At 63.8% G+C, this 25,222-nt stretch carries 26 protein-coding genes and 1 tRNA gene; 14 read left to right on the forward strand and 13 right to left on the reverse strand.

Features of this window, described 5'->3' with window-relative positions; all coding sequences use genetic code 11:
• Positions 1-743: 743 nt before the first annotated feature.
• Positions 744-833 (reverse strand) — tRNA-Ser (locus tag AC1D1B_RS11825).
• Positions 834-1,194: 361 nt separating this feature from the next.
• On the opposite strand from AC1D1B_RS11825, the gene AC1D1B_RS11830 reads away from it, so the two are divergent.
• The 4 genes from AC1D1B_RS11830 (at position 1,195) to AC1D1B_RS11845 (ending at position 4,121) form a co-directional block, all read left to right on the forward strand.
• Positions 1,195-1,935, forward strand: a complete 741-nt coding sequence (locus AC1D1B_RS11830; protein ID WP_477332304.1) for a hypothetical protein — start codon at positions 1,195-1,197, stop codon at positions 1,933-1,935.
• A gap of 118 nt (positions 1,936-2,053) precedes the next feature.
• Complete coding sequence (locus AC1D1B_RS11835; RefSeq protein ID WP_477332306.1) at positions 2,054-2,377, forward strand: hypothetical protein; 324 nt, start codon at positions 2,054-2,056, stop codon at positions 2,375-2,377.
• Between the two features lie 230 nt (positions 2,378-2,607).
• Complete coding sequence (locus AC1D1B_RS11840; protein ID WP_181057370.1) at positions 2,608-3,597, forward strand: BMP family lipoprotein; 990 nt, start codon at positions 2,608-2,610, stop codon at positions 3,595-3,597.
• 68 nt (positions 3,598-3,665) lie between these two features.
• Positions 3,666-4,121: a GNAT family N-acetyltransferase gene (locus AC1D1B_RS11845; RefSeq protein WP_181057371.1), complete on the forward strand. Its 456-nt coding sequence runs from the start codon at positions 3,666-3,668 to the stop codon at positions 4,119-4,121.
• Here the strand turns inward: AC1D1B_RS11845 and AC1D1B_RS11850 are convergent.
• Positions 4,116-4,511 (reverse strand): hypothetical protein, encoded by a 396-nt coding sequence (locus tag AC1D1B_RS11850; protein ID WP_477332308.1) that lies wholly within the window; start codon positions 4,509-4,511, stop codon positions 4,116-4,118. The two genes, AC1D1B_RS11845 and AC1D1B_RS11850, sit on opposite strands and share 6 nt — an antisense overlap.
• A gap of 13 nt (positions 4,512-4,524) precedes the next feature.
• Positions 4,525-4,731 carry a SlyX family protein gene (locus AC1D1B_RS11855; RefSeq protein WP_181057665.1) on the reverse strand — a complete coding sequence of 69 codons (207 nt, stop codon included), beginning with the start codon at positions 4,729-4,731 and terminating at the stop codon, positions 4,525-4,527.
• Positions 4,732-4,949: 218 nt separating this feature from the next.
• Here AC1D1B_RS11855 and AC1D1B_RS11860 point away from each other — a divergent pair, with 218 nt between their 5' ends.
• The 6 genes from AC1D1B_RS11860 (at position 4,950) to deoA (ending at position 11,248) form a co-directional block, all read left to right on the forward strand.
• Positions 4,950-6,482 (forward strand): ABC transporter ATP-binding protein, encoded by a 1,533-nt coding sequence (locus tag AC1D1B_RS11860; RefSeq protein ID WP_477332310.1) that lies wholly within the window; start codon positions 4,950-4,952, stop codon positions 6,480-6,482.
• Entirely contained in the window at positions 6,479-7,618 is a 1,140-nt protein-coding gene (locus AC1D1B_RS11865) for an ABC transporter permease (RefSeq protein WP_477332312.1), read from the forward strand. Before AC1D1B_RS11860 ends, AC1D1B_RS11865 begins: the two co-directional genes overlap by 4 nt.
• A 1-nt stretch (position 7,619) precedes the next feature.
• Complete coding sequence (locus AC1D1B_RS11870) at positions 7,620-8,591, forward strand: ABC transporter permease (RefSeq protein ID WP_023671125.1); 972 nt, start codon at positions 7,620-7,622, stop codon at positions 8,589-8,591.
• A 114-nt stretch (positions 8,592-8,705) separates the two neighbouring features.
• Entirely contained in the window at positions 8,706-9,098 is a 393-nt protein-coding gene (cdd, locus tag AC1D1B_RS11875) for a cytidine deaminase (RefSeq protein ID WP_181057375.1), read from the forward strand.
• A gap of 12 nt (positions 9,099-9,110) precedes the next feature.
• On the forward strand, positions 9,111-9,929 hold the full coding sequence (locus AC1D1B_RS11880; RefSeq protein WP_477332314.1) for a purine-nucleoside phosphorylase: 819 nt from the start codon (positions 9,111-9,113) through the stop codon (positions 9,927-9,929).
• Positions 9,929-11,248, forward strand: coding sequence for a thymidine phosphorylase (gene deoA / locus AC1D1B_RS11885; protein ID WP_477332316.1), 1,320 nt, complete (start codon positions 9,929-9,931; stop codon positions 11,246-11,248). The genes AC1D1B_RS11880 and deoA overlap by 1 nt, the downstream gene beginning before the upstream one ends.
• Positions 11,249-11,257: 9 nt before the next feature.
• Here the strand turns inward: deoA and AC1D1B_RS11890 are convergent, their stop codons facing one another.
• The 3 genes from AC1D1B_RS11890 to AC1D1B_RS11900 all read right to left on the reverse strand — a co-directional run bounded on the left by AC1D1B_RS11890 (position 11,258) and on the right by AC1D1B_RS11900 (position 13,736).
• A complete protein-coding gene (locus tag AC1D1B_RS11890) occupies positions 11,258-11,809 on the reverse strand; it encodes a TIGR02281 family clan AA aspartic protease (protein ID WP_477332318.1) in 552 nt (183 codons plus the stop codon).
• A gap of 107 nt (positions 11,810-11,916) precedes the next feature.
• Complete coding sequence (gene upp / locus AC1D1B_RS11895) at positions 11,917-12,546, reverse strand: uracil phosphoribosyltransferase (protein ID WP_477332320.1); 630 nt, start codon at positions 12,544-12,546, stop codon at positions 11,917-11,919.
• Between the two features lie 215 nt (positions 12,547-12,761).
• Positions 12,762-13,736, reverse strand: a complete 975-nt coding sequence (locus AC1D1B_RS11900) for an adenosine deaminase (protein ID WP_477332322.1) — start codon at positions 13,734-13,736, stop codon at positions 12,762-12,764.
• Positions 13,737-13,870: 134 nt separating this feature from the next.
• On the opposite strand from AC1D1B_RS11900, the gene ubiE reads away from it, so the two are divergent.
• The 3 genes from ubiE to coaBC all read left to right on the forward strand — a co-directional run bounded on the left by ubiE (position 13,871) and on the right by coaBC (position 17,818).
• The gene (gene ubiE, locus AC1D1B_RS11905) at positions 13,871-14,647 is read left to right on the forward strand and encodes a bifunctional demethylmenaquinone methyltransferase/2-methoxy-6-polyprenyl-1,4-benzoquinol methylase UbiE (protein ID WP_477332324.1); all 777 of its coding nucleotides are present in this window, start codon (positions 13,871-13,873) and stop codon (positions 14,645-14,647) included.
• A 43-nt stretch (positions 14,648-14,690) separates the two neighbouring features.
• Positions 14,691-16,265 (forward strand): 2-polyprenylphenol 6-hydroxylase, encoded by a 1,575-nt coding sequence (ubiB, locus tag AC1D1B_RS11910; protein WP_477332326.1) that lies wholly within the window; start codon positions 14,691-14,693, stop codon positions 16,263-16,265.
• A gap of 80 nt (positions 16,266-16,345) precedes the next feature.
• Positions 16,346-17,818: a bifunctional phosphopantothenoylcysteine decarboxylase/phosphopantothenate--cysteine ligase CoaBC gene (coaBC, locus tag AC1D1B_RS11915; RefSeq protein WP_477332328.1), complete on the forward strand. Its 1,473-nt coding sequence runs from the start codon at positions 16,346-16,348 to the stop codon at positions 17,816-17,818.
• A 27-nt stretch (positions 17,819-17,845) separates the two neighbouring features.
• On the opposite strand, the gene AC1D1B_RS11920 is transcribed toward coaBC, so the two are convergent.
• The gene (locus AC1D1B_RS11920) at positions 17,846-19,171 is read right to left on the reverse strand and encodes an aspartate aminotransferase family protein (protein WP_477332330.1); all 1,326 of its coding nucleotides are present in this window, start codon (positions 19,169-19,171) and stop codon (positions 17,846-17,848) included.
• Between the two features lie 96 nt (positions 19,172-19,267).
• On the opposite strand from AC1D1B_RS11920, the gene AC1D1B_RS11925 reads away from it, so the two are divergent.
• Complete coding sequence (locus AC1D1B_RS11925) at positions 19,268-20,119, forward strand: LysR family transcriptional regulator (RefSeq protein ID WP_477332332.1); 852 nt, start codon at positions 19,268-19,270, stop codon at positions 20,117-20,119.
• Between the two features lie 45 nt (positions 20,120-20,164).
• On the opposite strand, the gene AC1D1B_RS11930 is transcribed toward AC1D1B_RS11925, so the two are convergent.
• The 6 genes from AC1D1B_RS11930 to rpsU form a co-directional block, all read right to left on the reverse strand.
• A complete protein-coding gene (locus AC1D1B_RS11930; protein ID WP_477332334.1) occupies positions 20,165-21,601 on the reverse strand; it encodes an MFS transporter in 1,437 nt (478 codons plus the stop codon).
• Positions 21,602-21,850: 249 nt separating this feature from the next.
• Positions 21,851-22,330 carry a DUF992 domain-containing protein gene (locus tag AC1D1B_RS11935; RefSeq protein ID WP_477332336.1) on the reverse strand — a complete coding sequence of 160 codons (480 nt, stop codon included), beginning with the start codon at positions 22,328-22,330 and terminating at the stop codon, positions 21,851-21,853.
• 90 nt (positions 22,331-22,420) lie between these two features.
• Entirely contained in the window at positions 22,421-22,894 is a 474-nt protein-coding gene (locus tag AC1D1B_RS11940; protein WP_477332338.1) for a DUF992 domain-containing protein, read from the reverse strand.
• Between the two features lie 140 nt (positions 22,895-23,034).
• Positions 23,035-23,595, reverse strand: a complete 561-nt coding sequence (locus AC1D1B_RS11945; protein ID WP_477332340.1) for a DUF4274 domain-containing protein — start codon at positions 23,593-23,595, stop codon at positions 23,035-23,037.
• 168 nt (positions 23,596-23,763) lie between these two features.
• Complete coding sequence (locus AC1D1B_RS11950) at positions 23,764-24,618, reverse strand: tetratricopeptide repeat protein (RefSeq protein ID WP_477332342.1); 855 nt, start codon at positions 24,616-24,618, stop codon at positions 23,764-23,766.
• 208 nt (positions 24,619-24,826) lie between these two features.
• On the reverse strand, positions 24,827-25,105 hold the full coding sequence (gene rpsU, locus AC1D1B_RS11955) for a 30S ribosomal protein S21 (RefSeq protein ID WP_023671138.1): 279 nt from the start codon (positions 25,103-25,105) through the stop codon (positions 24,827-24,829).
• Between the last annotated feature and the right edge of the window lie 117 nt (positions 25,106-25,222).

Consider the following 25,222-nt stretch of genomic DNA (forward strand, 5'->3'; position numbering starts at 1 on the left):
CTTGGCCCAGCTTCGTAGCAATCGCGTAGTCGGCTCTGTTCGTTCGATAGTCTTCCTTTTGCACAGACATCGTTACCTCCCCAAATCGGCGCGGGCGCTTCCCTCCTTTGGCACCGACGGAGATCAACTAGCTGCCGGTTCACCGCGTGAGTCTAGCAATTGAGGATTGTATTAAAATGATACAGACCGCAGGAGCAATCGCGAGTGGAAGCCGACCTTCGAGAGAGGGCTTAGGGGACTTCAGTCTTAGTTGAGCTATCGCTAATACGCCTGTAGCTTGGGCAGTGCGGGAAACCCGAATACCAAAGTCCATGGTAGCATCGAGCCTGTTCGCCGCATCGTCGGAAGGCTGTCCTAAGTGCTCTCAACTGTATTGCGGGAAAAGCTGGTTTGCGATTGCGGTCGCACCGGGTATTTGAAACTACGAGAAGACAATCAGCCCCTCAGCGGCGCATGGGAATCTTACAGTTTGGAGGGTTTCAAGGGCGGCAGCCTGACGATCACTAGTTCGGGAAATATTCCGGGGGACAAGTTGGCCTATCTCCATCCTTTGTGTCCTCAATGCAGTCAGTGGGGCAGGGTGAAGTATGCCAGCCGTGCCTGAGCCCGCAACAGGGAAAAGTTGGGTCCCTCAGCAGCTTGGCCCCGCACTTCAAAGCGAACAACCTATTGGCGGGACTTAAGGTGGGTCTCCGCGTAACAGTTTTCTATCGAATTGATTTTTATCCGTTTTATTGAATAACTGGCGGAGAGAGCGGGATTCGAACCCGCGTTACGGTCTCCCGTAAACACACTTTCCAGGCGTGCGCCTTCAACCACTCGGCCACCTCTCCGTCCTTGCATTTCGCGCCGGTCGGTTTTGCCGCGCGGGTTGGGGAGATGCATCCCTTTGGGAAGTGCGGGGGAGACCCGCGTCAGGGGCGCCGCCAACCAGCGGATGCCCTTCCCGGCGCCCGTCAATCAAACAGGCGCGGGGCTCATCTAGTCGATCCGGCGCCGAATGCCAAGCCATAACGGCAGTCTATTCGTTTTGCCGGCCATGCATCGTTTCGTCGGGCAGCCAACGTCTCCGCTTCAAGGGCGCTTCGGCTCCGAATGGTGTGCACAGGCAAGGCAGCAGGGCCGGCCGCGCTTGACTTCGCCCCAGGCCAGATGTCGAGTGAGGCAGAGGCTTTGCGGGGGGCATCGTCCGATATGACATCAAGTGGCGAAAATCCCGGCAGCGGAACGCCGGCTGGGCCAGGCGGGCTGACCCCATCCGGTCGTCCCGATAGCGGTCTGTCCTTCGTGCCGGTGGTCTGGCTCCTCTTCGTCATGGCGTTGTCGGTCTACTGGCTGGTCTCGGTCCGGTGGCTGTTCGACAGTTCCGGCATCCCGGACAGCGTCTTTTATTTCCTGCTTGCCGACCTGGTCTTCGACATCGTCACCATCGTGTGGGGGCTCTATCTGCTCGGCCTCGCCTTCAGCCGTTCGGCGCGCTTTCCGCGCCATTTCACCATCTGGCAGACCACCACCATCGCCTGGGTGCTGGCCCGGCAGGTCCTTGCGCTGACCTTGGCCGGCTTCATCTTTTCCGGCAGGTCGCTTGCCATCTCCGCCACCGAAATCGTCATCGGCCTGTTTTGCATTTACCTGCTGCGCCGCCGCGACGAGGCCAAGGCCTTCTATGCAAGGCCGGAAGCGCAGGCACCGTCAGTCTTTGTTTCGATCGTCGCCGCGCTGCTCGGCATCATCCTGGGCGCGGCTGTCGGCGCTGTCGCCGGCTTCGCGCTGGGTGCAGGCATCGCCGAGGTCACCGACGTCAGCTGTTTCGAGGGCGGCTGCGGCTATTTCGCGGTGTTCATCGGCCTTGCCGGGCTGGTGGTCGGCGCCATCGGCGGCGGCATCCTTGCCGTTTGGCTCGTCCATCGGCGCAGCCGAAAGGCGGCGATATAGGCGGACGGGGGGCTTCAAATTCGCGTAAGCCGATTGCGCGCCGGGCGCACGCATTCTATTCCTCGTCCTGAAACCGGAAGGTCCTCGGGAGGAGCTTGAGGCCGGGGGAAAGATCTCGATGTTGCGTTTTCTGTTTCGCCTCGCGGCTATGGTCGCACTTTCGGTCGCCGTCATCATGGCGGTGCTCGACGCGACGCGCTCGGTGGCGGCTTCGGCGCTGGTCATGACGCCGCTCAATTCGAGCTGGCTGGCGGTTTCGCCCGACACTCGCGCGGCCTTCGAGACCTTCGTGCGCGCCAAGGCAAGCCCGATAATATGGGATGGCGGCATCGCCTGGGTGATTGCCCAGCCCGGCTTTGCCGTGTTCGCGGTCCTTGCCTTGCTCCTCTACGCGATCGGCTACAGGCGCCGGCGGCGAGGCGGAGAATTCGCCCCGGGCTGACGGGTTGTCCCTGCGGGCCGGCGACGACAATGCAGCAGCCATCCACGGTTGTCGCCGCCCAAGCCTGCTTTTCCAAAAGGTCAAAATTCCGCGTGAATTTTGTTTCGGGCCGTGCCAGATTGCCTGGAGCGGGAGGGGAGTACGCTCCTGGCTGATGTCGCATGCCTGCCGGAGAACCGGGCAGGCGGGCGACGCGTAACGGAAAAAATAACCGACAGGGTGTGGATCACATGAAACGTATCGTTCTCGGCCTCCTGGCCGCAACCGCAATGGTTCTTCCGGCTTTCGCCGCGGATGTCCAGCCGGCCATCCTCTACGATCTCGGCGGCAAGTTCGACAAATCCTTCAACGAGGCTGCCTATCATGGCGCCGAAAAGTTCAAGACCGAGACCGGCACCGCTTATGTCGAGTTCGAAGTGTCCAACGCTTCGCAGCGCGAGCAGGCGCTGCGCCGCTTCGCCGAAGACGGCCGCAACCCCATCGTCATGGCCGGCTTTGCCTGGGAAGATGCGCTGAAGGTGGTTGCGAAGGAATATCCTGACCTCAACTTCGCCATCATCGACGATGCCGTCGACCTGCCCAATGTCCGCTCGCTTGTCTTCAAGGAAAACGAAGGCTCCTATCTCGTCGGCATCATGGCGGCGATGGCCTCGAAGTCCAAGAAGGTCTCCTTCATCGGCGGCATGGACATTCCGCTGATCCGCAAGTTCGAATGCGGCTATGTCGGCGGCGCCAAGTCTGCCGGCGCGACCGACGTCATCCAGAACATGACCGGTGACACGCCGGCGGCGTGGAACGATCCGGCCAAGGGCGGCGAGATCGCCAAGACGCAGATCGACCAGGGCTCCGACGTGGTCTATGCCGCGGCCGGCGGCACCGGCGTCGGCGTGCTGCAGGCGGCGGCTGATGCCGGCAAGCTCGGCATCGGCGTCGATTCCAACCAGAACGGCCTGCAGCCCGGCAAGGTGCTGACCTCGATGCTGAAGCGCGTCGACGTGGCCGTCTACACCGCCTTCATGGACGGCAAGAACGGCACCTTCAAGGGCGGCCTGCAAAATCTCGGCCTCAAGGAAGGCGGCGTCGACTACGCCATGGACGACAACAACAAGGCGCTGGTCACCGACGAGATGAAGGCGGCGGTCGAAAAGGCCAAGGCCGACATCATCGCCGGCACGATCCAGGTGCACGACTACACCGCCGACAACGCCTGCCCGTATTGATCGGCAAGCGCTGAGGTTTCGAACCGCCGGGTGAAAGCCCGGCGGTTTTTTTTGAGGGTGTAGCCGTGATGTCGACGACAATCGAAGCGATGGCGGAGCGCGACGTCGAGCCGATCGCAAGGCAGCGGCTCGCCGCGTTCTTCGCTGGTACAGAACGAACATTGGCAGAAGACGCGGCCGGACTTCGCGAATTGCTCGGTGGCAATGGGTTCGAGGCGGCATTCGTTGCGCGAGAGCAGGGCCTGCCGATCGGGAGTTGCCTGCTGGTCCGAGACGAGATCGATCCGGCACACGATTTGACGCCATGGCTTGCCGGGCTAATCGTTGACCAAGACCATCAAGGGCGCGGCATCGGCACAGCGCTGGTCAGAGCGGTGGAAGCTCATGCGGCATCGGCTGGTGTACGCAGGCTCTATCTCTACACCTGGCAAGCGCGCCGCTTCTACGAAGCGCTCGGCTGGGTAGAGGTGCAGACCTTCGCGCAGGATGGCGAACCGATGGCTCTGATGTCTCGCGCGCTATAAAGTGCCCACGAGATAACCCAGCGCGAACACCACGATCAGTGCAATGGCGATGGCGAGGCCTCGCCGGCCGCCGAGCGAATGCACGCCGACGCCATAGGGACGGCGCTCCAGCCTGCTGATTACCGGCGTCGGTTTGGCTTCGTCCTGGCCGACCACACGCATTTGCGGCATTTCGGCGATTCGCTGCGAGATCAGCCGCCAGCGGTCGCTGCTGCCGGACGGCCGCCCCGTGCGATCGAAGACATGCATGCGCTCGGCCAGCCGCATCACCGTGTCGCGAAAGGCGGGGTCGATTTCGAGGTCGCGCTCGGCGCGCGCCCGGTCGCGGTCGTTCATCAGGCCAAGCACATAGTCGCCGGCACGCGCCACGCGATCACTCTCACTGGCCATCAGCTTCTCCTTGCTACCAGTGCGGCGGTTTGGTTATCGGCACGTCGGGTGCCGACTGCTCTTCCAGCGCCATGAAACGCTCGGTCAGGGCATCGAGCTTGCGCTGCATGCGCTCGATCACCGTCCATTGCTCGGCGATCTGGCCCGACAGTTCCTCGATGGTCTTTTCCTGCTCGGCGGCGCGGATTTCCAGCGTCGTCAGCCGGTCGGCAGGCATGATCATCTAAAAAATCCTTCGGTCCTGGCGCACGCAGTCGCAGAATGATGCGACTATTGAGCCTTGTATATTAGTGAATGTGAAGGTCCGGGCCACGTTCGAAATTGACAATCGCACCGGGATTTGTCGAGAGTGATGGTTGCGCCGCCAATTGGCACAGACGGGGCATCATGCTAGGCATTTTGACCAAGCGATAAAAAAATAAGAGTGGGACAGGCTGCATGGCGCAAGCCGCAATCGAACTGATCGGCATCAACAAGAGTTTTGGCGCCGTTCGCGCCAATCGCGACATCAACCTGGAGATCGCGCGCGGCACCATCCACGGCATTGTCGGCGAGAACGGCGCCGGCAAGTCGACGCTGATGTCGATCCTCTACGGCTTCTACCAGGCCGACAGCGGCGAGATCCGCGTCGGCGGCAAGCCGGCGTCGATCAAGACCTCCAACGACGCCATCGCGCTTGGCATCGGCATGGTGCACCAACACTTCATGCTGGTCGACAATTTCACGGTGCTGGAAAACATTATCCTCGGCGCCGAAAGCGATGCGCTGCTGAAAAAAAGCATCGCCAAGGCGCGCTCCGAACTGGAGCGGCTCGAGCGCGAATACGGGCTGGAAGTCGATCCCGACGCCATCATCGAGGAACTGCCGGTCGGCCTGCAGCAGCGCGTCGAAATCCTGAAAGCGCTCTATCGCGGCGCCGAAATCCTGATCCTCGACGAGCCGACGGGCGTGTTGACGCCGGCCGAGGCCGATCATTTGTTCCGCATCCTCAAGCAGTTGAAGGATCAGGGAAAAACCGTGGTGCTGATCACCCACAAGCTGCGCGAGATCATGGCTATCACCGACAATGTCTCGGTGATGCGCCAGGGCACGATGGTGGCGACGCGCGAGACCAGCAAAACGACGGTGGGGGAACTCGCCGAGCTGATGGTCGGGCGGCGCGTTCTGCTGCGGGTCGAGAAGGGCGAGGCGGAAGCCGGCGGCGTCAAGCTCGCGGTCAAGAACCTGACGGTGAAGGATTCTCGCGGCGTCACCATGGTCGACGACATCTCCTTCGATATTAAGGCCGGCGAGATCGTCGGCATTGCCGGTGTGGCCGGCAACGGCCAGTCCGAACTGCTGGAGGCGATATCCGGCATCAGGCACGCCGTTTCCGGCTCGGTTATGCTCGACGGCAAGCCGATCGACCTTACCGGCAAGGCAGATCCGGGTGAACTGCGCGACCGCGGCCTCGCCCATGTGCCGGAAGACCGCCATCATGTCGGGCTGGTGCTGGCCTTCGAGGAGAACGAGAATTCGATCCTCGGCTATCACGATGACCCGCGCTACCTCAAAGGGCCGTTCCTCAACATCGATGCGATCATGGCCGACGCCAAGGACAAGATCGAAAAATACGATATCCGTCCCGGCAATCCGCGCCTGAAGACGGCGAACTTCTCCGGCGGCAACCAGCAGAAGATCGTGCTGGCGCGGGAAATGGAACAAGACCCGGGCGTGCTCATCGTCGGCCAGCCGACGCGCGGCGTCGATGTCGGCGCCATCGAATTCATCCACAAGCGGCTGATCGCCATGCGCGACCAGGGCAAGGCGGTGCTGGTGGTGTCGGTCGAACTCGACGAGATCCGCTCGCTGTCCGACCGTATCCTGGTGATGTTTGCCGGCCGCATCGTCGGTGAGCGCGGCCCGGAGGCGACCGAAGGCGAGCTTGGCCTCTTGATGGCCGGCGTCGAGCGCCAGGAGGCGGCAGAATGAGCACGCCTTACGCCAAACTACCGGCCTGGGCCGACTATGGGCTGATCCCGCTGATCAACCTGTCGGTGGCCTTCATCGTTGCCGGCTTCGTCGTCATGCTTGTGGGCGAGAACCCGTTCCGCGCCGCCGTCATCCTGGTCGAAGGCGCCTTCGGCAAGGGAACCGGTATTGCCTTCACCCTGTTTTATGCCACCACCTTCATCTTCACCGGCCTGTCGGTGGCGGTGGCCGCGCATTGCGGCCTGTTCAACATCGGCACCGAGGGCCAGGCCTATATTGCCGGACTCGGCGTGGGCGTGGTCTGCCTTGCCTTCGATAGTGTGCTGCCGTGGTGGCTGACCTTCCCGCTGGCGATCGCCGCCGGGGCTGCGGTCGGCGCGCTATGGGCGCTGATCCCGGCCTATCTGCAGGCCAAGCGCGGTTCGCACATCGTCATCACCACCATCATGTTCAACTTCATCGCCGCGTCGATCATGGTCTATCTCCTGGTCGGGCCGTTGAAGCCGGCGGCGTCGCAAGCGCCGCAGACCCGCAACTTCCTTGCGGGGGCCGAACTGCCCAAGCTCAACTGGATCATCGAACTGTTCGGCGCCAAGATCCGCTCTGCGCCCTTCAACATCTGCTTCCTGCTGGCCCTGGTGATGGCCTTCCTGGTCTGGTTGCTGATCTGGCGCACCAAGCTCGGCTACGAGATGCGCACCTATGGGCATAGCCCGAAGGCAGCGCGCTATGCCGGCATTTCGGAGACGCGCATCATCATCATCGCGATGATGATCTCCGGCGCACTGGCTGGCATGATGACACTCAACCCGGTGATGGGTGACCAGCACAATGTGGCGATCGACTTCGTCTCCGGCGCCGGTTTCGTCGGCATTGCCGTGGCGTTGATGGGCCGCCTGCATCCGGTCGGCATCGTGCTGGCGGCGATCCTGTTCGGCATGCTCTACCAGGGCGGCGCCGAACTCGCCTTCGAAATGCCGGCGATTTCCCGCGACATGATCGTCATCATCCAGGGCCTGGTCATCCTGTTTGCAGGTGCGCTGGAGCACATGTTCCGGCCTTACGTCCAGGCGCTGTTCGCCTCGTTCAGTCCAAGGTCGGTCGGCATCGAAGCGGTCAAAGGGAAGGGCGCCTGAGATGGATGTGTTCATCGCCATCGTGCAGATACTCGACTCGACGATCCGCCTGTCGGTGCCGCTGCTGCTCGCTTGCCTCGCCGGCCTCTATTCCGAACGCGCTGGCGTTTTCGATATCGGGTTGGAAGGCAAGATGCTGGTCGGCGCCTTCGCCGGCGCGGCCGCCGCTTCGGTCTTCCATTCGGCCTTCCTCGGCCTCGGCATGGCGATCGTGATGTCGGTCGCCTTTGCCCTGGTGCACGGCTTCGCCTCGATCACCCATCGCGGCAACCAGATCGTCTCCGGTGTGGCAATCAACTTCGTCGCCGCCGGCTCGACCATCATTCTGGGCCAGGCCTGGTTCCAGCAGGGCGGGCGCACGCCGGCGCTGCAGCCGGGCGAGCGCTTCGAGGCCATCACTCTGCCAGGTGCTGCCGCCATCCACGACGTGCCGATCATAGGGCCGATCTATTCCGAGCTCCTGTCCGGGCACTCGATCCTGGTTTATCTCGCTTTTGCCATGGTGCCATTCACCTGGTGGGTGCTGTTTCGCACCCGCTTCGGCCTCAGGCTGCGCGCCGTCGGCGAGAACCCGGCCGCCGTCGACACCGCCGGCATCTCGGTCGCCTGGCTGCGCTACCGGGCGCTGATCTGCACCGGCATTCTCACTGGAATCGCCGGCGCCTACCTCTCGATGGTGCAGAATGGCGGCTTCGTGAAGGATATGACCGCCGGCAAGGGCTACATCGCGCTGGCGGCGCTGATCTTCGCCAAGTGGCGGCCGGTCAATGCCATGTTCGCCTGCCTTTTGTTCGGCTTCCTCGACGCGGCGGCGATCCGCCTGCAGGGCTCGCCGCTGCCGCTCATCGGCAAGGTGCCGGTGCAGTTCATGCAGGCGCTGCCCTATGTGCTGACCGTCATCCTGCTTGCCGGCTTCATCGGCAAGGCGATCCCGCCGCGCGCCGGCGGCGTGCCCTATGTCAAGGAACGGTGATCCGGGCACGCTAGTCTGAGACTGCTGAGCCGAACATTCGGCTCAGCGTTTGAAAGGCGCCAGGAAAACGCAAAGCGCCGGGTTTTGACCATGATCGTCGGAGAGAACGTTTGAATGTCGCATGATCTGTTCGAAGCCGCGCAGGAGGCCATGGCCAAGGCTTACGCGCCCTATTCGAAGTTTCCGGTCGGGGCTGCGTTGCGCACCGAGGACGGCCGCGTCTTCACCGGCGCCAACATCGAGGTCGCGTCCTATCCGGAAGGCTGGTGCGCCGAGACCACCGCGCTCGGCCATTACATCATGGGTGGCGGCGGCAAGATCGTGGAGATCGCTGTCATTGCCTCGCGCATGGCGAAGTGCTCGCCCTGCGGCGGCTGCCGGCAAAGGCTGGCTGAATTCTGCCGGCCGGACACGAAGCTCTATCTCTGCGACAACGGCGGCGTGGTCGAGACCGTGACCATGGGCGACATGCTGCCCTACGGGTTCCGCGGCGACATTTTGAAATGAAGATTGGCTGACATGAAAGAAGCTTTGGACCATCTCGTTGAACGGCTGGACGGGTTGGCGCCCACCACCGCCATGGTGCTGGGGTCGGGCCTGGGCGGGCTTGTCGACCAGGTCGAAAATGCCGTGCGCGTTTCCTATGCCGACCTGCCGGGTTTTCCCCGCAGCGGGGTGACAGGCCATGCCGGCGAGGTGGTGGCGGGGCTTTTTGCCGGAACGCCGGTGCTGATGCTGTCGGGGCGCGCCCACTATTACGAGCACGGCAACGCTGCCGCGATGCGGCCGGCACTGGAAGTGCTTGCCGGCATCGGCATCACCAAGCTGATCCTCACCAATGCCGCCGGTTCGGTCGATCCCGACATGCCGCCAGGATCGGTGATGCTGCTCACCGACCACATCAATTTCTCCGGCACCAATCCGCTGATCGGCGAGCCGAGCGACCGTCGCTTCGTCGGCCTGACCGAAGCCTATGATGCCGGCCTGCGCGCGGCGATCGAACGCGCGGCGAAGGCCACCGGAACCGCGCTGCACCAAGGCGTCTACATGTGGTTTTCCGGCCCGTGCTTCGAAACGCCGGCCGAGATCCGCATGGCCCGCATCATGGGCGCCAATGCGGTGGGGATGTCGACCGTGCCGGAGGTCATCCTCGCCCGTTTCCTTGGGCTTCGCGTTGCCGCATGTTCGGTGATCACCAACCTTGCCGCCGGGATGACCGGGGCGGAGCTGTCGCACCAGGAGACCAAGGACATGGCGCCGATCGGCGGCGCACGGCTGGCGACGATCCTTGCGCATGTGTTCCAGGACGGGTTGCCGGAGCCAAAGGGCGACGCCTGATGCTTCCCCAGGAAATCATCCGCCGCAAGCGCGACGGCCAGAAGCTGTCCGCGCAGGATATTGCGACCTTCGTTGCCGGCGTGACCTCGGGCAGTGTCTCGGACGGCCAGGTCGGCGCATTCGCCATGGCGGTGTTCTTCAACGGCATGAGCCGCGACGAGGCCGTGGCGCTGACGCTGGCGATGCGCGATTCCGGCGACGTGCTGGACTGGTCGGACCTGCCGGGTCCGGTCACCGACAAGCATTCGACCGGCGGCGTTGGCGACAATGTCTCGCTGATGCTGGCACCGATCGTCGCTGCCTGCGGCGCCTATGTGCCGATGATATCCGGCCGTGGGCTCGGCCACACCGGCGGCACGCTGGACAAGATGGACGCCATCCCCGGCTATATCAGCCAGCCGGATGTGGCGCGCTTCCGCAAGACGGTGCTTGAGACCGGCTGCGCTATTATCGGCCAGACCGCTGACCTCGCGCCCGCCGACCGGCGGCTCTACGCAATCCGTGATGTGACCGGAACGGTGGAATCGGTGCCGCTGATCACCGCCTCGATCCTGTCGAAGAAGCTGGCGGCCGGCCTGCAGTCGCTGGTGCTCGACGTAAAGGTCGGCAACGGCGCCTTCATGGAGAAGTCGCGCGACGCGACGGCACTCGCCAACAGTCTGGTCGAGGTCGCCAACGGCTCCGGCCTGAAAGCCTCGGCGCTGGTCACCGGCATGAACGAGCCGCTGGCGTCGGCAGCCGGCAATGCCGTCGAAGTGCGCAACGCCGTCGACTTCCTCACCGGCCGGTTCCGCGACAAGCGGCTGGAGGATGTGACGCTGGCGCTGGCCGCCGAGATGCTGCAATCGGCAAGCCTGGTGTCGTCCAACCAGGACGGGCTCAGGCGCGCGACCGAGACGCTGGCCGGCGGCCGCGCCGCGGCTGCCTTCGCGCGCATGGTGACGGCGCTTGGCGGCCCGGCCGATTTCGTCGAGAAGCCGGAGAAATACCTGCCGAAGGCGGAGGTGGAATTTGCGGTCAAGGCGACCGGTAATGGTTTTGTCACCGGCGTTGCCACGCGCGATATCGGGCTTGCCGTGGTCAGGCTCGGTGGCGGCCGCACGCGGCCCGACGACCGGATCGACCATGCGGTCGGCATCACCAGGCTGCTGCCGATCGGCGCCGAGGTGCGGGCCGGCGAGCCGCTGGCGCTGGTCCACGCCCGCACGCAAGCGCAGGCCGCGGCCGCCGCGGCCGCAATAGTTTCGGCCTATACGGTCGGCGGCTCCAAGCCGGCCGCCGACAAGTCGGTCATCCGGCGAGTGATGCCACGCGGCTAGTGGAAGGCGCTACTGCACCAGCAGCAAGGTGTCGTTTTCGACCTGATATTTTGCCAGCCGCTGCAGGAAGCTCATGCCGATCAGGTTGGTCTGCAGCGCCCTGTCGTCGAGCACCACCGCCTGGATGTTGTCGACGCTGATCTTGCCGATCTGCAGGCGATCGATGTTGACCACGGCCGCCCTGATCGCGCCGTTGGCGGTGTTGACCTGATGGCTGAAATCCGACGGGTTGAGCGAGATGCCGATGCGGCGCGCCGTCGAGGTGTTGATGGCGACCAACGTGGCGCCGGTGTCGATCAGGCCGTCGACCTGACGGCCGTTGAGCTTGAACGACGTGGTGAAATGCCCGCGCGGGTCCGCAGCGACCAGAACCTTGCGACCAAGCGGTTGCTGTAGCTTGTCCGGGACCGCGGCAAGCTTCAGTTGCGGTTCTGTCGCAAGCTTGGTCCCCGCCGCCGATTTCGGTGGGCTGTCGACCATTTGCGGATTCGATTGATAGGCGAACGGGATCAATACCAAAGTCGCGGCAATCGCGCAAAAAATGAGAACTGTGCGCAGCATGGGTCGGCCTTTTTGAGCGCCGACCCTAATCCCGACATGGTGTTTGCCGCTTTAACGCGCGCCGAAACCGCGCCATTGCGTAAACGACCGGTAAACGGCCGTCATGATTATTTCGTCCCGTACATGCGGTCGCCGGCGTCACCGAGGCCAGGCATGATGTAGCCTTTGTCGTTGAGCTGGCGGTCGATGGAGGCGGTGAAGACCGGAACATCCGGATGCGCCTTGGTGAAACGCTCGATGCCCTCGGGTGACGCCAACAGGCACAGGAAGCGGATGTTGGTGGCGCCGCGTCCTTTCAGCTTGTCGATGGCAGCGATCGCCGAATTGGCGGTCGCCAGCATCGGGTCGACGACGATCACCAGCCGGTCGGCGAGATCGCTCGGCGCCTTGAAGAAATATTCCACCGCCTCAAGTGTCTCGTGATCGCGGTAGAGGCCGATATGGGCGACGCGCGCCGCCGGCACCAGGTCGAGCAGGCCTTCCAGCAGGCCGTTGCCGGCGCGCAGCACCGAGGCGAAGACCAACTTCTTGCCCTCCAGCGTCGGCGCTTCCATGGTCTCGATCGGCGTCTCGATGGTGGTCGTGGTCAGTTCAAGGTTACGGGTGACCTCATAGCCGAGCAGCAGCGAGATTTCGCGCAGCAGCCGCCGGAAGCCGGCGGTCGACGTCTCCTTCTTGCGCATGATGGTCAGCTTGTGCTGGACAAGCGGGTGGTCGACGACGGTGACGCCCTGCATGGGGTGCTCCTGAATTTTCTGTGCTTGAAGCAACCCTAGAGCATGATGCCGAAAAGTGTGAAGCGGTTTTCGGGCGACATCATGCTCTATCCCTTTGATTTAGAGCCGGATTCAGATTTTCAGGTCGATAGACCTGAAAATCATCCGGCTCTGCCGACAATGCGCCGGCCAAGGAACCGCTTGGGCGTGACCGGCCACAGTTTTGTCACGGGAAATCAGCGCGCAGCGCTATTCAGGCGGGCCAGAAGCGCTGTCTTGGTCTTCCTGTCGACGAAAGCCGCCTCGATCGCCGTCCGGGTTACGGCGGTCAGCGCCTTTTCGTTCATGGCGAAATGCTCGGCGGCGATGTCGTATTCGCGCTTCAGCGAGGTCCAGAAATAGGGCGGGTCGTCGGAGTTGAGCGTCACCTTGCAGCCGGCCGCCTGCAAAGCGGGGAAGGGATGGTCGGCGAAACTATCGAAGACTTTGAGCGCAATGTTGGAACCGGGGCAGCATTCGAGCACCACGCCTTCATCGGCGATGCGCCTGACAAGGTCGGGGTTTTCGATGGCGCGCACGCCGTGGCCGATGCGCGAGGGGCGGATGTGGTCGAGTGCGGCCTGCACCGTCTCCCAGCCGGTCAGTTCGCCGGCATGGATGGTGATGCCGAGGCCGGCTTCGCGGGCGATCTCGAAAGCCCGGACATAATCCTCCATCTCGCCCATGCGCTCGTCGCCGGCGACGCCGAAGCCGGTGACCAGCGGATTGCCGCAGCGTGCCGCAAAGCGCGCCGCCTGCTCGATCGACTCGACGCCGACATGGCGCACGCCGGTGACGATCATGCGGCCCTCAATGCCGGTCTTGGCTTTCGCGCGCAGCATGCCTTCGCCGAGCGCATCGGTATAGGCCTTGGGCGACAGCCCGGCCCTGACGGCATGATCGGGCGAGGTGAAGACCTCGGAATAGATGGCGCCGTCGCGGGCCAGGCTGGTCAGATAGTGGTCGGCGAGGCGAGCATAATCCTCCTCGGTGCGGAACAAATCGGCGGAAAAATCGTAAGCCGCGAGGAAGGAGGTGAAGTCGTGCCAGACGAACGAGCCGTTCTGGATATAGGGCGAGGTGTCCTTGCCATATTTCTGCGCCTGCCGAATGACGAGTTCGGGCGCCGCTGCCCCTTCAATATGGCAGTGCAGTTCTGCTTTCAAAGGCATTCAAACATCCCGTCGGTCAGTCCAGGTCTTGAAAACCCGCCACCTGGAAGCGCGGCTGAACACCGCGCCTTAAACAATAGCGCCCGCACCATCGATCGGCTATGGTCCCGCCGGTTTTATGACGGATGAAAATAATGTCAGTTGAGAGAACCACGGCCGCGGGCGGCATGGAAACCTCCTATGGTTTCAAGAAGGTAGGGCCAGGCGACAAGCAGCCCCTGGTCAACGAGGTTTTCCACAAGGTCGCTAACCGCTACGACCTGATGAACGACCTGATGTCGGCCGGACTGCACCGGCTGTGGAAGGATGCCATGGTGACATGGCTCAATCCGCCGAAACGGCCGGGCTGGAAAGTGCTGGACGTCGCCGGCGGCACCGGCGACATCGCCTTCCGCATCGTCGACGCCAGCCATGGCAACGCGCATGCCACGGTGCTCGATATCAACGGCTCGATGCTGAGTGTCGGCCGCGACCGGGCAGAGAAAAAGGGCTTGTCCGGCAATACGGATTTCGTCGAGGCCAATGCCGAGGAACTGCCGTTCGCGGACGGCACCTTCGACGCCTACACCATCGCTTTCGGCATCCGCAACGTGCCGCGCATCGATGTCGCGCTGACGGAAGCCTTTCGCGTGCTGAAGCCCGGCGGGCGCTTCCTGTGCCTCGAATTTTCCGAGGTCGAGATGCCGCTGCTCGACAAGGTCTACGAAGCCTGGTCGTTCAACGCCATCCCGCAGATCGGCAAGATGGTCACCGGTGACGGCGAACCCTATTCCTACCTGGTGGAGTCGATCCGCAAATTCCCCAACCAGCAGAATTTTGCCGCCATGATCACGCGCGCCGGCTTTGAGCGGGTGTCGTTCCGCAACTATTCCGGCGGCATTGCCGCACTGCATTCGGGCTGGAAGCTTTGAGGCAGGACGCTTTGCAGCAGGTCTCTTTGAAGCAGGTCCCGGCATGAGCAGTGTCGGCGCCGCCTTTCGGCTTGCACGGGCCGGCTGGGTGCTGGTCCGCGAGGGCGTGATCGCAGCACTTCCCGGCGACGAGCTCACCGGCCTGCCGAAATTCGGCTGGCGCATGGCGCGGCTGTTCACCCGCCGCCGCGCGCTTGCCTATGAGCGCAGCGACCGGCTGGCCAAGGCGGTGGTCCGGCTTGGGCCCTCCTATGTCAAGCTCGGCCAGTTCCTGGCGACGCGGCCCGACGTCGTCGGCAATGACATGGCGCTCGACCTCGCCATGCTGCAGGACAAGATGCACACCTTCCCCCAGGCGGAAGCGGTAGCGGCGATCGAGGGCTCGCTCGGGCGCAAGATCGGCGAGCTCTATACCGAGTTCGGCGATCCGGTCGCGGCGGCTTCCATCGCACAGGTCCATCCCGCGCAAGCCTTGCATGACGGTGTTGATACCAAGGTGGCGGTGAAGGTGATCCGGCCGGGCGTGCGCCGCCGCTTTTTCCAGGATCTCGAGAGCTATTTTCTCGCCGCTCGCCTGCAGGAGAAATACATCCCGTCGTCGCGCCGGCTGCGGCCGGTCGAGGTGACCGAGACGCTGGCGCAGACCACCAAGGTCGAGATGGATCTTCGGCTCGAGGCGGCAGCGCTTTCGGAGCTCGGCGAGAACACCAGGGACGATCCGGGCTTCCGCGTGCCATCGGTCGACTGGGAGCGCACCGGCCGCGACGTGCTGACCATGGAATGGGTCGACGGCGTCAAGATGAACGATCTGGCTGGCCTCGCGGAAGCTGGCCACGACCTCAAGGCGATCGCCACCAATCTGATCCAGTCGTTCCTGCGCCACACGCTGCGCGACGGCTTCTTCCATGCCGACATGCATCCGGGCAATCTGTTCGTCGAGGCGAACGGCGATATCGTCGCCGTCGATCTCGGCATTGCCGGGCGGCTGGGTAAGAAGGAGCGCCGCTTCCTCGCCGAAATCCTCTACGGCTTCATCACCCGCGACTATCTGCGCGTCGCCGAGGTGCATTTCGAGGCGGGGTATGTGCCGCGCCAGCACAATGTCGCGGCCTTCGCGCAAGCCATCCGCGCCATCGGCGAGCCGATCCATGGCCAGCCGGCCGAGACCATCTCGATGGCCAAGCTGTTGACGTTGCTGTTCGAGGTCACCGAACTGTTCGACATGGCGACGCGGCCGGAATTGATCCTGCTGCAGAAGACCATGGTGGTGGTCGAGGGCGTGGCGCGTACGCTCGATCCGGCTTTCAACATGTGGAAGACGTCCGAGCCGGTGGTCGGCCAATGGATCGCCGGCAATCTCGGCCCGAGCGGCTTGCTCATGGACGCGCGCGACGGCGCCAAGGCGCTGCTGGCGCTAGCCCGCCAAGCACCTGACCTCGCTGCCCGCACCGAGCGGCTGTCGCGCGAGATCGATTTTATGGCGGAGCGCGGCCTGCGCTTCGACGAAGCGACATCGCGCGCCATCGGCAAGGCCGAAGCCCGCTACACCCGCTCCGGCCGCCTTGCGCTGTGGGTGATCGCGCTGACGCTGGTTTATATCGCCTGGAAGATCCTCTAGCGGCCTGCCAAGAACGGCTTGTCTCGAAATGATTGCATTGCTATCATTGCTTCCAGCGATGTCGAGCAGAGTGCAATCATATGGCCAGCATCACCATTCGCAACCTTGACGACGAGGTCAAGGATCTGCTGCGGCAGCTGGCGGCGGAGAACGACCGCTCGATGGAAGAGCAGGCGCGGGTGATGATCCGCGCCGCGGTTGAGGGCCAACTTGGCCCTTCCGGCCGCATCGACCAGATCGAACAGACGCTGCGCGAACTGGCTGTTGCACGCAGCCCGATCGCGCCGACTGCCGCTGCGGCCGGCAAAGTCGGGGCGCGTGGCAGCCTCTCCGGCAAGCGCATCCTGCTCATCATCGGCGGCGGCATCGCCGCCTACAAGGCGCTCGACCTGATCCGCCGGCTGCGCGAGCGCGGTGTGGCGGTGCGCGTGGTGATGACGTCGGCAGCGCAGGAGTTCGTCACCACTTTGTCGGTCGGGGCGCTGTCGGCCGACCATGTCTTTACCGAATTGTTCGACCGCAAGGACGAGCACGATGTCGGCCATATCAGGCTGTCGCGCGAGGCGGACCTTTTGGTGGTGGCGCCGGCCACCGCCGACCTGATGGCCAAGCTCGCCAACGGCCATGCCAACGACCTTGCCTCCACCGTGCTTCTCGCCACCGACAAGAAAGTTCTGCTGGCGCCGGCGATGAACCCGAAAATGTGGTCGCATGCCGCGACGCGCCGCAACCGGGCGACGTTGGCCAAGGACGGCATCGCCTTTGTCGGCCCGGCCAAAGGCGAGATGGCCGAGAGCAACGAGGCCGGTGAGGGCCGCATGGCCGAGCCGCTGGAGATCGTCGCGGCGATCGAGGCGCTGCTCGACACCAGGCCGAAGCCTCTTGCCGGCCGCAGGATCATCGTCACCTCGGGGCCGACGCATGAGCCGATCGACCCGGTGCGCTACATCGCCAACCGCTCTTCGGGCAAGCAGGGCCATGCGATTGCGGCTGCACTGGCGAGGCTGGGCGCCGATGTGCGCCTGGTCTCCGGCCCGGTCAGCATTGCCGATCCGGCCGGTGTCGCCACAGTGCATGTCGAAACGGCGGCTGAGATGAAAGACGCGGTCGAGCAGCTTTTGCCGGCGGACGCTGCGGTCTTCGTCGCCGCGGTCGCCGACTGGCGTACTGCCGGTACGGCCGGCGAGAAGATCAAGAAGGTGGCGGGCGAAGGGCCGCCGGCGCTGCAGATGGTCGAAAACCCTGACATCCTGGCCGGCGTCGGCCACCACAAGCAACGGCCGGGACTAGTCGTCGGCTTCGCCGCGGAGACGCAGGACCTGATTGCCAATGCCGAGGCCAAGCTGAAGAAGAAGGGCGCCGACTTCATCGTCGCCAACGACGTCTCACATGAAAGCGGCGTCGGCCCTACTGGCGTCATGGGCGGCGACCGCAACAAGGTGCGCATCGTCTCGAAGTCAGGCGTCGAGGAATGGACGGAAATGACCAAGGATGAAGTGGCGGCGCGGCTCGCCGCGCTCATCGCCGAGCGGCTGAAGACCATCGTGGTCTGAGCGGCCGCAGCGCCCGGCCGTAGGTCCTCACTCCGCGGCGATGCCGGGTGCGCTGGCTGCAAGTCCGGCCTCGATCGACTCCGCAATGATCCGCAGACCGAGGTCCAGCTCCTGCTCGGAGATGGTCAGCGGCGGGGCGATGCGGAAGACTCCGCCCATGCCGGGCAGCTTGACGATGTTCATGCTGAGGCCGCGCCGGAACGCCTCCGCCGCAATCGTGGCGCCGAGCTGGTGGTCGGGCTGCTTGCCGTCCTTGACGATCTCGACGCCAAGCAGCAGGCCGCGCCCACGCACGTCGCCGACACATTCGTAACGCTGCTCCAGCCGCGACAGTCCGTCGAACAAACGCGCTCCCATATGCCGGGCGCGGTCGACCAGTTTTTCTTCTTCCACCACATCGAGCACGGCCAGGCCCACCGCCGCTGGCAGCGGGTCGGAGACATGCGTGGTGTAGAACAGGAACCCTCTTTCGTGCGCGGCGTCTTCGATCTCGGCTGTTGTCATCACGGCCGATAGCGGCAGGCCGGCGCCGATGGTTTTCGACAGCGTCAGGATATCAGGGGTGATGCCGTCCCTTTGGAAGGCGAACATATCGCCGGTGCGGCCGATACCGGTCTGTGCCTCATCCAGGATGAGCAGCATGCCGCGCTCGCGGCACTTCTGCTTGAGCGCCGCCAGATAGCCCAGCGGCAGTTCCAGTATGCCGCCGCTGGACAGGATCGGCTCGGCGACAAAGGCTGCCAGGCTTCCCGTCGACTGGCTGTCGATCAGATCGAAGGCATCGTCGAGTTCGGTCAGCCAGTCCAGCGAGCCATCGGCATTTTTGAAGCGCGGCCGGAAACTGTTGGGGGCGGGGATGGCCAGCGATCCGACCGTGGCCGGACCATAGCCCTTGCGGCCGGCGCTGTAGGTCGCTGACGCCGCAGCACCCGTCATGCCGTGCCAACTCTTCGAGAAGGCAACGACCTCGTGCTTGCCGGTCACCAGCTTGGCCATGCGGATGGCGGCTTCGTTGGATTCGGCGCCCGTCGACAATAGCATCACCCTGTCCAGCCCCGGCGCAAGGGCTGCGAGCCGCTCGGCAAGCTCGACCACCGGTCGTGACAGCATGCCGCTGAAGAGATGCGCGACCTTTTCGACCTGGCGGCTGACGGTCGACACGATCCTAGGATGAGAATGGCCGAGCAGCGCGCTCATCTGCCCGGAGGTGAAGTCGAGGATCGGCCTGTCGTCGGCATCGTAGACGAACGAGCCTGCGGCGCGTTCGATGATGGCGGGCTCGAAGCTGCCGCCATAGCGGATCAAATGCTTCTGCGCCGCCGCCCAGAATTCGCGATCCGCGTTTTTCGACATGCCGCAACTCCATCAACCGTTCGGCAACAAAGATAGCCGATGGCGGGGATGCAGTAAAATTGATAGTAATCGGATTCCGATATCAATGGAATTGATATGAAGGCTCCACTCGATCTCAAGCTGCTGGCGACCTTCGTGCGTGCGGCGCATGCGGGAACGCTGAGCGCGGTGGCCATACAGGTCGGTCGAACGCAGTCGGCCGTGACCATGCAGATACAGCGGCTAGAGGAGGCGCTGGGCCAGAACCTGTTTCACCGCAGCGGCAGCGGGGTGCGGCTCACCGGCAGCGGCGAGCGCTTCCTCGCCTATGCCGAGCGCATCCTCAAAATCCATGACGAGGCGATCTCGGCGCTGTCCGAGAAGGGCCTGCACGGCTCGATCATTTTCGGTAGTCCCGAGGATTATCTCAGCGCATTCTTTCCCGCGCTACTCAAGAGTTTCGGGACGATGTATCCCGATGTCGAGATCAAGGTCGTTTCGGCGCCGACGGTTGAATTGCGCACACTTCTCAACGCACGCCAGATCGACCTGGCACTGGTGTCGAATGCGCACGATGCACAAGGCGTCGTGCGCACGGAACGGCTGGTCTGGGTCGGCAGCAAGCCGGCGCTCGATCTCTACGAGTTTGGCGACACCGTGCCGCTGGCGCTGTCGGCGTCGAATGCCGTCGACCACAAGGCGGCTTGCGAGGCGATGGCCCGCGCCGGGCTGCGCTACAAGATCGCCTATGCCAGCAACAGCCTTGCGGGTTTGATCGCGGTGGCGCGGTCAGGCCTGGCCATCAGCGTGATGGCGCAGGAGGCGGTGCCATCCGACCTGCACATTCTGGGCGCACCGCTGCCTCAGCTGCCACGTCTCGGCATTCTCATCGCCTTTGCTGAGACGGAACGATCGCCGGCTGTCGAGGCGTTCGCCAATCACATCCGCAGCGTGCTTCCGTCCCTTTGAGGCCCCCAGCGGCCGATCAGGCGCGGCCAATGTCGAGCTGTGGCGTCAGCCTGCCGCCATCTGCGGCCGGCTTGCCGCCAAGGCCATCTTCAACGCCGCCAGGCAACCGACAATGCCGAGCGGCACAAAGGCAAGGTACAGCCAGCCGGCGACGTGCGCCGCTGCTTCGCGGTTCAGCCCTGCGGAGAAGCCGCTGGCATTGGCGATGATGCCGGCCATTGCGGCGCCGACGGCGTAGCCGATGCGCTGCAGGGTCGGCACGGCGGCCGACGCGATGGTCTGTTCGCCATCACGCGCCGAGGCGACGATGATGCGGGTGAGGAAAGGCCAGGACACGCCGAAGCCGCCGCCTTGCAACAAAGCGCAGAGCAGGATCAGCGGGATCGATCCCTCGGGAATGGCATAGGCAAAGCCGGCGAGTCCGGCTGCAATCATCAGCGCGCCGATGACGAGGATCTGCCGCTCACGCTCCAGCGGCGCGTTGGCGATGGCGATCGACAGGATCGACCAGGCGATCGACTCGGCGGCGATGATGTAACCGGTGGTCAGGATCGGGATGCCGTGCAGCGTGGTGAGCAGCAGCGGCCCGTAGATGGAAAAGGAGACCGTCGCCGTCGAGAAGGCGGCAACCATGGTCATGCCGCTGCCGAGCGGCGAGCGCCATGAGAACAGGCCCGATGGGAACAGCCGTGACTGCGGCTTCATGGCGTCGACGAACACAAACAGCGCGAGGCCGGCGAGGCCGAGGACAAGCAGCAGCGACGAACGCAGCAAGGCGACGTCGACGCCCGCGGTGGCGATCAAAACGACGGCGACGGCCAGACAGCCAAGCGCGGCAAAGGGGAAGGGCGGCGAAGTGCCGGCGGCGGCTTGCGGTTTTGTCGCTTCCGGGGTGTTCAGCACGATGAAACTGGCCAGCGCCATGGCGATGCCGCCCAGCACGAAGACACCGAAGGCCCAGCGCCAGGACAACAGATCGACCATGATCGCGCCGAGCATCGGGCCGCTGAAGGCGGCGACGCCCCAGATCGCCGACATGATGCCGAACAGCTGCGGCCAGATGTTGCGGTCGAACAGCCGTTCGACCGACACGAAGGCCAGCGACACCAACGCGCCGCCGCCCAGCCCCTCGACCAGCCGGCCGGCAAGAAACACCGGCATGGACGGCGCGGTGGCACAGATCAGCGCGCCGGCGGCATAGAGCAGAGCGGCGACCGTCACGTTGGAGCGCAGCGCGACATAGCTGACCAGCCGCCCGGCGGCAGCGCCGGCGACGATGGCGCCGAGTTCGTAGACCGCCAGCGACCAGCCGACGAACTGCACGCCGGCGAGGTCGCCGACCATGGCCGGCATGACGGTTGCCACCATCGTCTCGTTGGTGGCGTGCAACAGGATGCCGAGGCTGATGAAGCAGAAGCGCGCGAGGTCGCCGCTTGCCCACAATGCCCGCCAGTCGACTTTGTTGCTGGTGATTTCAGTCATCATTCCTACCCTGCCTTGCATATCTCTATGTCGGCGCATGGCACCAGAAGCCAGCGAAGGTTTCCGGCGGGGCCATGGGCGCTGGTTCAGTCAGGGCAGGCTTGTAAAACCTCAACCGTGGTTGAGCTCAAGCGTCTTTTAAAGAGATGCCAAAAGCCTCGCAGCTTCGTCATCCTCGGGTCTGCGCCGCGTCGCTACGCTCCTTGCTCCGCCCGTGGATGACGAAGCGTCGGGGAATCACGTTACCGATCAGTTTTCGGTGCTGCGCAGCTGGAACTGGCTGACGCCGATGGCGATGTTGATGCCGGTCTGCGTCTGCAGGCTGAGCGGCTGCAGCGTGAAGGCCTGCGAGGAGCCGCCAACCAACAGATTGGCACCGGCGCCGACCGCCGCCGTCACCTCGGCGCTGGCGCCGATATAGTCGCCGGCCAGCGCACCCGGCGCATAGATATTCTTCAGCGGCGTCAGCACCAGCCATTGCATGACGGTCTGCTTGGTGGTGCCGATATCGAGCCCGTATTTGTTGACGGCGCCGAAATAGGCTTCCGGCGAAAAGCTCTTGTCGGCCGGCGTGAAAGTGCAGCTCAGATCCTTGCTCGAGCCGAAGATGAAGCCGGTGCCGCCGCCGATGGCGCAATCGAGCACGCCCAGTTCGATGCCCTGGTCCTGCGCCCGGGCCTGGCCTACACAGGCGGCGATGATGGCGGCGGCGACGATGGTCTTGAGCACGGTGGTTCCCCCCAAAAAGCATGCGGCGCGAAACAGTATCCTGTTCCGCACCGCACGTAGAGGGATCAGTCGATGCTTATTTGCCGATGCTTACTTGAACGAGTGGATCAGCTCCAGCGAAGTCACGGCGACCGCCACGTTGACGCCGGTCTGCGCCTGGACGCTGAGCGGCTCCAGCACAAAGGCGCCGTCCAGCCCGCCCACCAGCAGATTGGCGCCGCCGCCGGTCACGACGCTCGCCTCGGCGTTGACGCCGTAATAATGGCCGGCAAGGTCGCCCCCGTCATGGCTGCGGGTGGCGGCCAGAACCGCCCACACCAGCTGGCCCTGATGCGTCTGGCCGAGATCGACGCCGAGCTTGGAGATCATCCCCGTATACTGCTCAGCCGGCCCATGATGGTAGGGGCGGAAGGTGCAGGACACGCCCTTGTTCGACGTGATGACGTAGCCGACGCCACCGTCGATGGTGCAATCGAGCGTGCCGAGTTGAAGCTTGCCGGCGCTGGCGGGAACGGCAAGCAGCGTCGTGGCGAGCGCTGCGGCGCAGCCGAGTTTCTTGATCATGGGTCAGTCCTTTCGAAAAATTACCTTCAACAACGGTTGAATGGCCCGGAGCGTTCCGCTGAAAACTTGGCGCGATCAAGGCAAGGGTTAACGCTTTGCCCTCGGTGGTTAAGATTGGGTGATGGCGTGTCGGCCAGAGCTCAGTGGCGCCACAGGCGCGAAAGCGTCGACCAGGTGTTGTCCAGAGGGCTTGGGTCCGACAAATCGACCAGCACCGTGCCATGGAAATCCTGGGGATAGCGCCGGTAGAAGTCGATGTCGTTGACAATCTGCCGGCCGCGAAGGGCGCGGCACATATCCGGATGCGGCTTCAGCGGCGAATGGGCCAGTTGAGCGGCTTTCTCGACCAGTTCGTCAAAATCCTGCTCGACGAGATCATCCACGGCGTAGGCGATTTTCGACCTGACATAGCCATTGGCGTTGATGCGCTGCGCGATGAACTTCAGCATGTCCCAGATCGGCTCCTGGCGATCATCCGATCCGCCGTTCTCCGCTGCCAGGATGAGGTAATAGGCCGGCTGCCCCAGCCAGAACATGGTCAGCGCCGTGGTCTTGTCGCATTGCGGCTGGCGGGCGATCCAGAACAGCGGTTCGATGTCCCAATCCCAGTTGAAGTCGAGCACTGCCCTGTGCCAATCGTCGGGAGAGGCCGTTTCGAGCCAGGCGATGTGTTGCTGGACCTGGAGTTCGTTCTCATCCATCGCGATGCGGTCCCGACGATGCCGACCTTTGTCGATTCTCGGCTTCCATCCTGGCACGCAAAGATTGCGATTTTGCTGCGCGGGCCGCTTTGCGGCGGCCTGCACAGGGAGGGAACACTGTCGGATAAAACGTTGCCGGCGACGACTCGCGCGGCGCGCCGGCTGGAATCAGCCGGCGGTGGCGCTCGACGTGCGCGACAGGCCGTCCTTGGCCGGCTGGTAGGTCGGGTCGAGATGGACGGCTTCGCGGTAGGCTTTCGACGCCTTGACCTTGTCGCCGCGGCGCTCGTAGATCAGCGCCTGATTGGCCCAGGCTTCGGCGTTCTTGCCGTCGAGCTTGATGGCCATGTTGAAGTCGGAGAAAGCGTTGTCCTCGTCATTCATGGCGAGATAGGACAGGCCGCGGCCGTTATAGGGTTCGGCGGCATCCGGCGCCAGCGAGATGGCGGTCGAGAAATCCTCGATGGCAAACTTGTGCTGACCCTGGCTCTGATAGATCAGGCCGCGATTGTGGTAGGCGCGGGCGTCCGTCGTGTCGAGCTGGATCGCCTTCTGGAAATCGTTGAAGGCCTGCTGGGTCTGGCCGGCCTTGCGATAGAGATTGCCGCGGCCGATATAGGCGGCGTCGTAGTTCGAATTGATCTGGATCGAGCGGTTGTAGTCGGCAAGGGCGGCCGCCTGGTTGCCGAGGAAGCGCTGGATGAGCGCCCGGTTCGAATAGGCCTGGTAGAAATTCGGGTTGAGCTGGATGGCAGTGTCGAAGTCCTTCAGCGCCGCCTGGTACTGGCCGCCACGGCCATAGGCCGAGCCGCGCACATTGTAGCCTTCCGGGTCCTGCGGATTGCGCTGGATTACCGCCGAGAGCGAAGAGATGTTCTCGCTCGAGCCTTGCGCCTTGTCGATGTTGTTGAATTCACCGGTCGGGACGCTCTGGCAGCTGGCAAGCACCAGGCCGGACATCAGGGCTGCCGTCAGGGCCAAACCGCGCATTGTGGTTCTGCGCTTTACGCCGATTGCGTTCATGTCTGCCCTGTCCTCACTTCAGCCGCGTCGCTCGGTCCAGGTCCCCCTCCGGGCCGGGTCACAGATTGTCGTAACAAAATCTAGAGCGTCGTTGGCGCGTTCAAGGGAACGCCCTTTAACAAAAAGGCGGCGCTCTAAACAAAAAGGTGGCGGCGATTCCGCATCGCGCCACCTCAGAGTATCCTTCGAAAAGGACGAAAAATTGGCGTCAGAACCGCGGCGGGCGCGGAGCACCACCAGGACCACCGGCGGCGCCGGCAGCAACCGGACGCGGCGTCATCGGCAACAGGCCTTCGCGCTGGGCGCGCTTGCGGGCCAGCTTGCGGGCGCGGCGAACGGCTTCGGCCTTTTCACGGGCGCGCTTCTCGGAAGGCTTCTCGTAATGGCCGCGCATCTTCATTTCGCGGAAAATGCCTTCGCGCTGCATCTTCTTCTTGAGAGCGCGAAGCGCCTGATCAACGTTATTGTCGCGGACGAGTACCTGCACGGGCAATCCTGTCTTTCGGGTTTGATATCAACAGGCAAGCGGCCATAGCCACATGCCTCCGCAGCGATTTACACCACGAATTGTGGCGGCTGATAGCAGAATCAGGCCGCGCTGTCC

Source organism: Mesorhizobium sp. P2_C5_2 (assembly GCF_056404535.1).

Bases quoted from the DNA above. Each gene is read 5' to 3' on its own strand.
- AC1D1B_RS11830 (WP_477332304.1), top strand. From the start codon at position 1,195: ATGACATCAAGTGGCGAAAATCCCGGCAGCGGAACGCCGGCTGGGCCA.
- AC1D1B_RS11835 (WP_477332306.1), top strand. From the start codon at position 2,054: ATGTTGCGTTTTCTGTTTCGCCTCGCGGCTATGGTCGCACTTTCGGTC.
- AC1D1B_RS11840 (WP_181057370.1), top strand. From the start codon at position 2,608: ATGAAACGTATCGTTCTCGGCCTCCTGGCCGCAACCGCAATGGTTCTT.
- AC1D1B_RS11845 (WP_181057371.1), top strand. From the start codon at position 3,666: ATGTCGACGACAATCGAAGCGATGGCGGAGCGCGACGTCGAGCCGATC.
- AC1D1B_RS11850 (WP_477332308.1), bottom strand. From the start codon at position 4,511: ATGGCCAGTGAGAGTGATCGCGTGGCGCGTGCCGGCGACTATGTGCTT.
- AC1D1B_RS11860 (WP_477332310.1), top strand. From the start codon at position 4,950: ATGGCGCAAGCCGCAATCGAACTGATCGGCATCAACAAGAGTTTTGGC.
- AC1D1B_RS11865 (WP_477332312.1), top strand. From the start codon at position 6,479: ATGAGCACGCCTTACGCCAAACTACCGGCCTGGGCCGACTATGGGCTG.
- AC1D1B_RS11870 (WP_023671125.1), top strand. From the start codon at position 7,620: ATGGATGTGTTCATCGCCATCGTGCAGATACTCGACTCGACGATCCGC.
- cdd (WP_181057375.1), top strand. From the start codon at position 8,706: ATGTCGCATGATCTGTTCGAAGCCGCGCAGGAGGCCATGGCCAAGGCT.
- AC1D1B_RS11880 (WP_477332314.1), top strand. From the start codon at position 9,111: ATGAAAGAAGCTTTGGACCATCTCGTTGAACGGCTGGACGGGTTGGCG.
- deoA (WP_477332316.1), top strand. From the start codon at position 9,929: ATGCTTCCCCAGGAAATCATCCGCCGCAAGCGCGACGGCCAGAAGCTG.
- AC1D1B_RS11890 (WP_477332318.1), bottom strand. From the start codon at position 11,809: ATGCTGCGCACAGTTCTCATTTTTTGCGCGATTGCCGCGACTTTGGTA.
- upp (WP_477332320.1), bottom strand. From the start codon at position 12,546: ATGCAGGGCGTCACCGTCGTCGACCACCCGCTTGTCCAGCACAAGCTG.
- AC1D1B_RS11900 (WP_477332322.1), bottom strand. From the start codon at position 13,736: ATGCCTTTGAAAGCAGAACTGCACTGCCATATTGAAGGGGCAGCGGCG.
- ubiE (WP_477332324.1), top strand. From the start codon at position 13,871: ATGTCAGTTGAGAGAACCACGGCCGCGGGCGGCATGGAAACCTCCTAT.
- ubiB (WP_477332326.1), top strand. From the start codon at position 14,691: ATGAGCAGTGTCGGCGCCGCCTTTCGGCTTGCACGGGCCGGCTGGGTG.
- coaBC (WP_477332328.1), top strand. From the start codon at position 16,346: ATGGCCAGCATCACCATTCGCAACCTTGACGACGAGGTCAAGGATCTG.
- AC1D1B_RS11920 (WP_477332330.1), bottom strand. From the start codon at position 19,171: ATGTCGAAAAACGCGGATCGCGAATTCTGGGCGGCGGCGCAGAAGCAT.
- AC1D1B_RS11925 (WP_477332332.1), top strand. From the start codon at position 19,268: ATGAAGGCTCCACTCGATCTCAAGCTGCTGGCGACCTTCGTGCGTGCG.
- AC1D1B_RS11930 (WP_477332334.1), bottom strand. From the start codon at position 21,601: ATGACTGAAATCACCAGCAACAAAGTCGACTGGCGGGCATTGTGGGCA.
- AC1D1B_RS11940 (WP_477332338.1), bottom strand. From the start codon at position 22,894: ATGATCAAGAAACTCGGCTGCGCCGCAGCGCTCGCCACGACGCTGCTT.
- AC1D1B_RS11945 (WP_477332340.1), bottom strand. From the start codon at position 23,595: ATGGATGAGAACGAACTCCAGGTCCAGCAACACATCGCCTGGCTCGAA.
- AC1D1B_RS11950 (WP_477332342.1), bottom strand. From the start codon at position 24,618: ATGAACGCAATCGGCGTAAAGCGCAGAACCACAATGCGCGGTTTGGCC.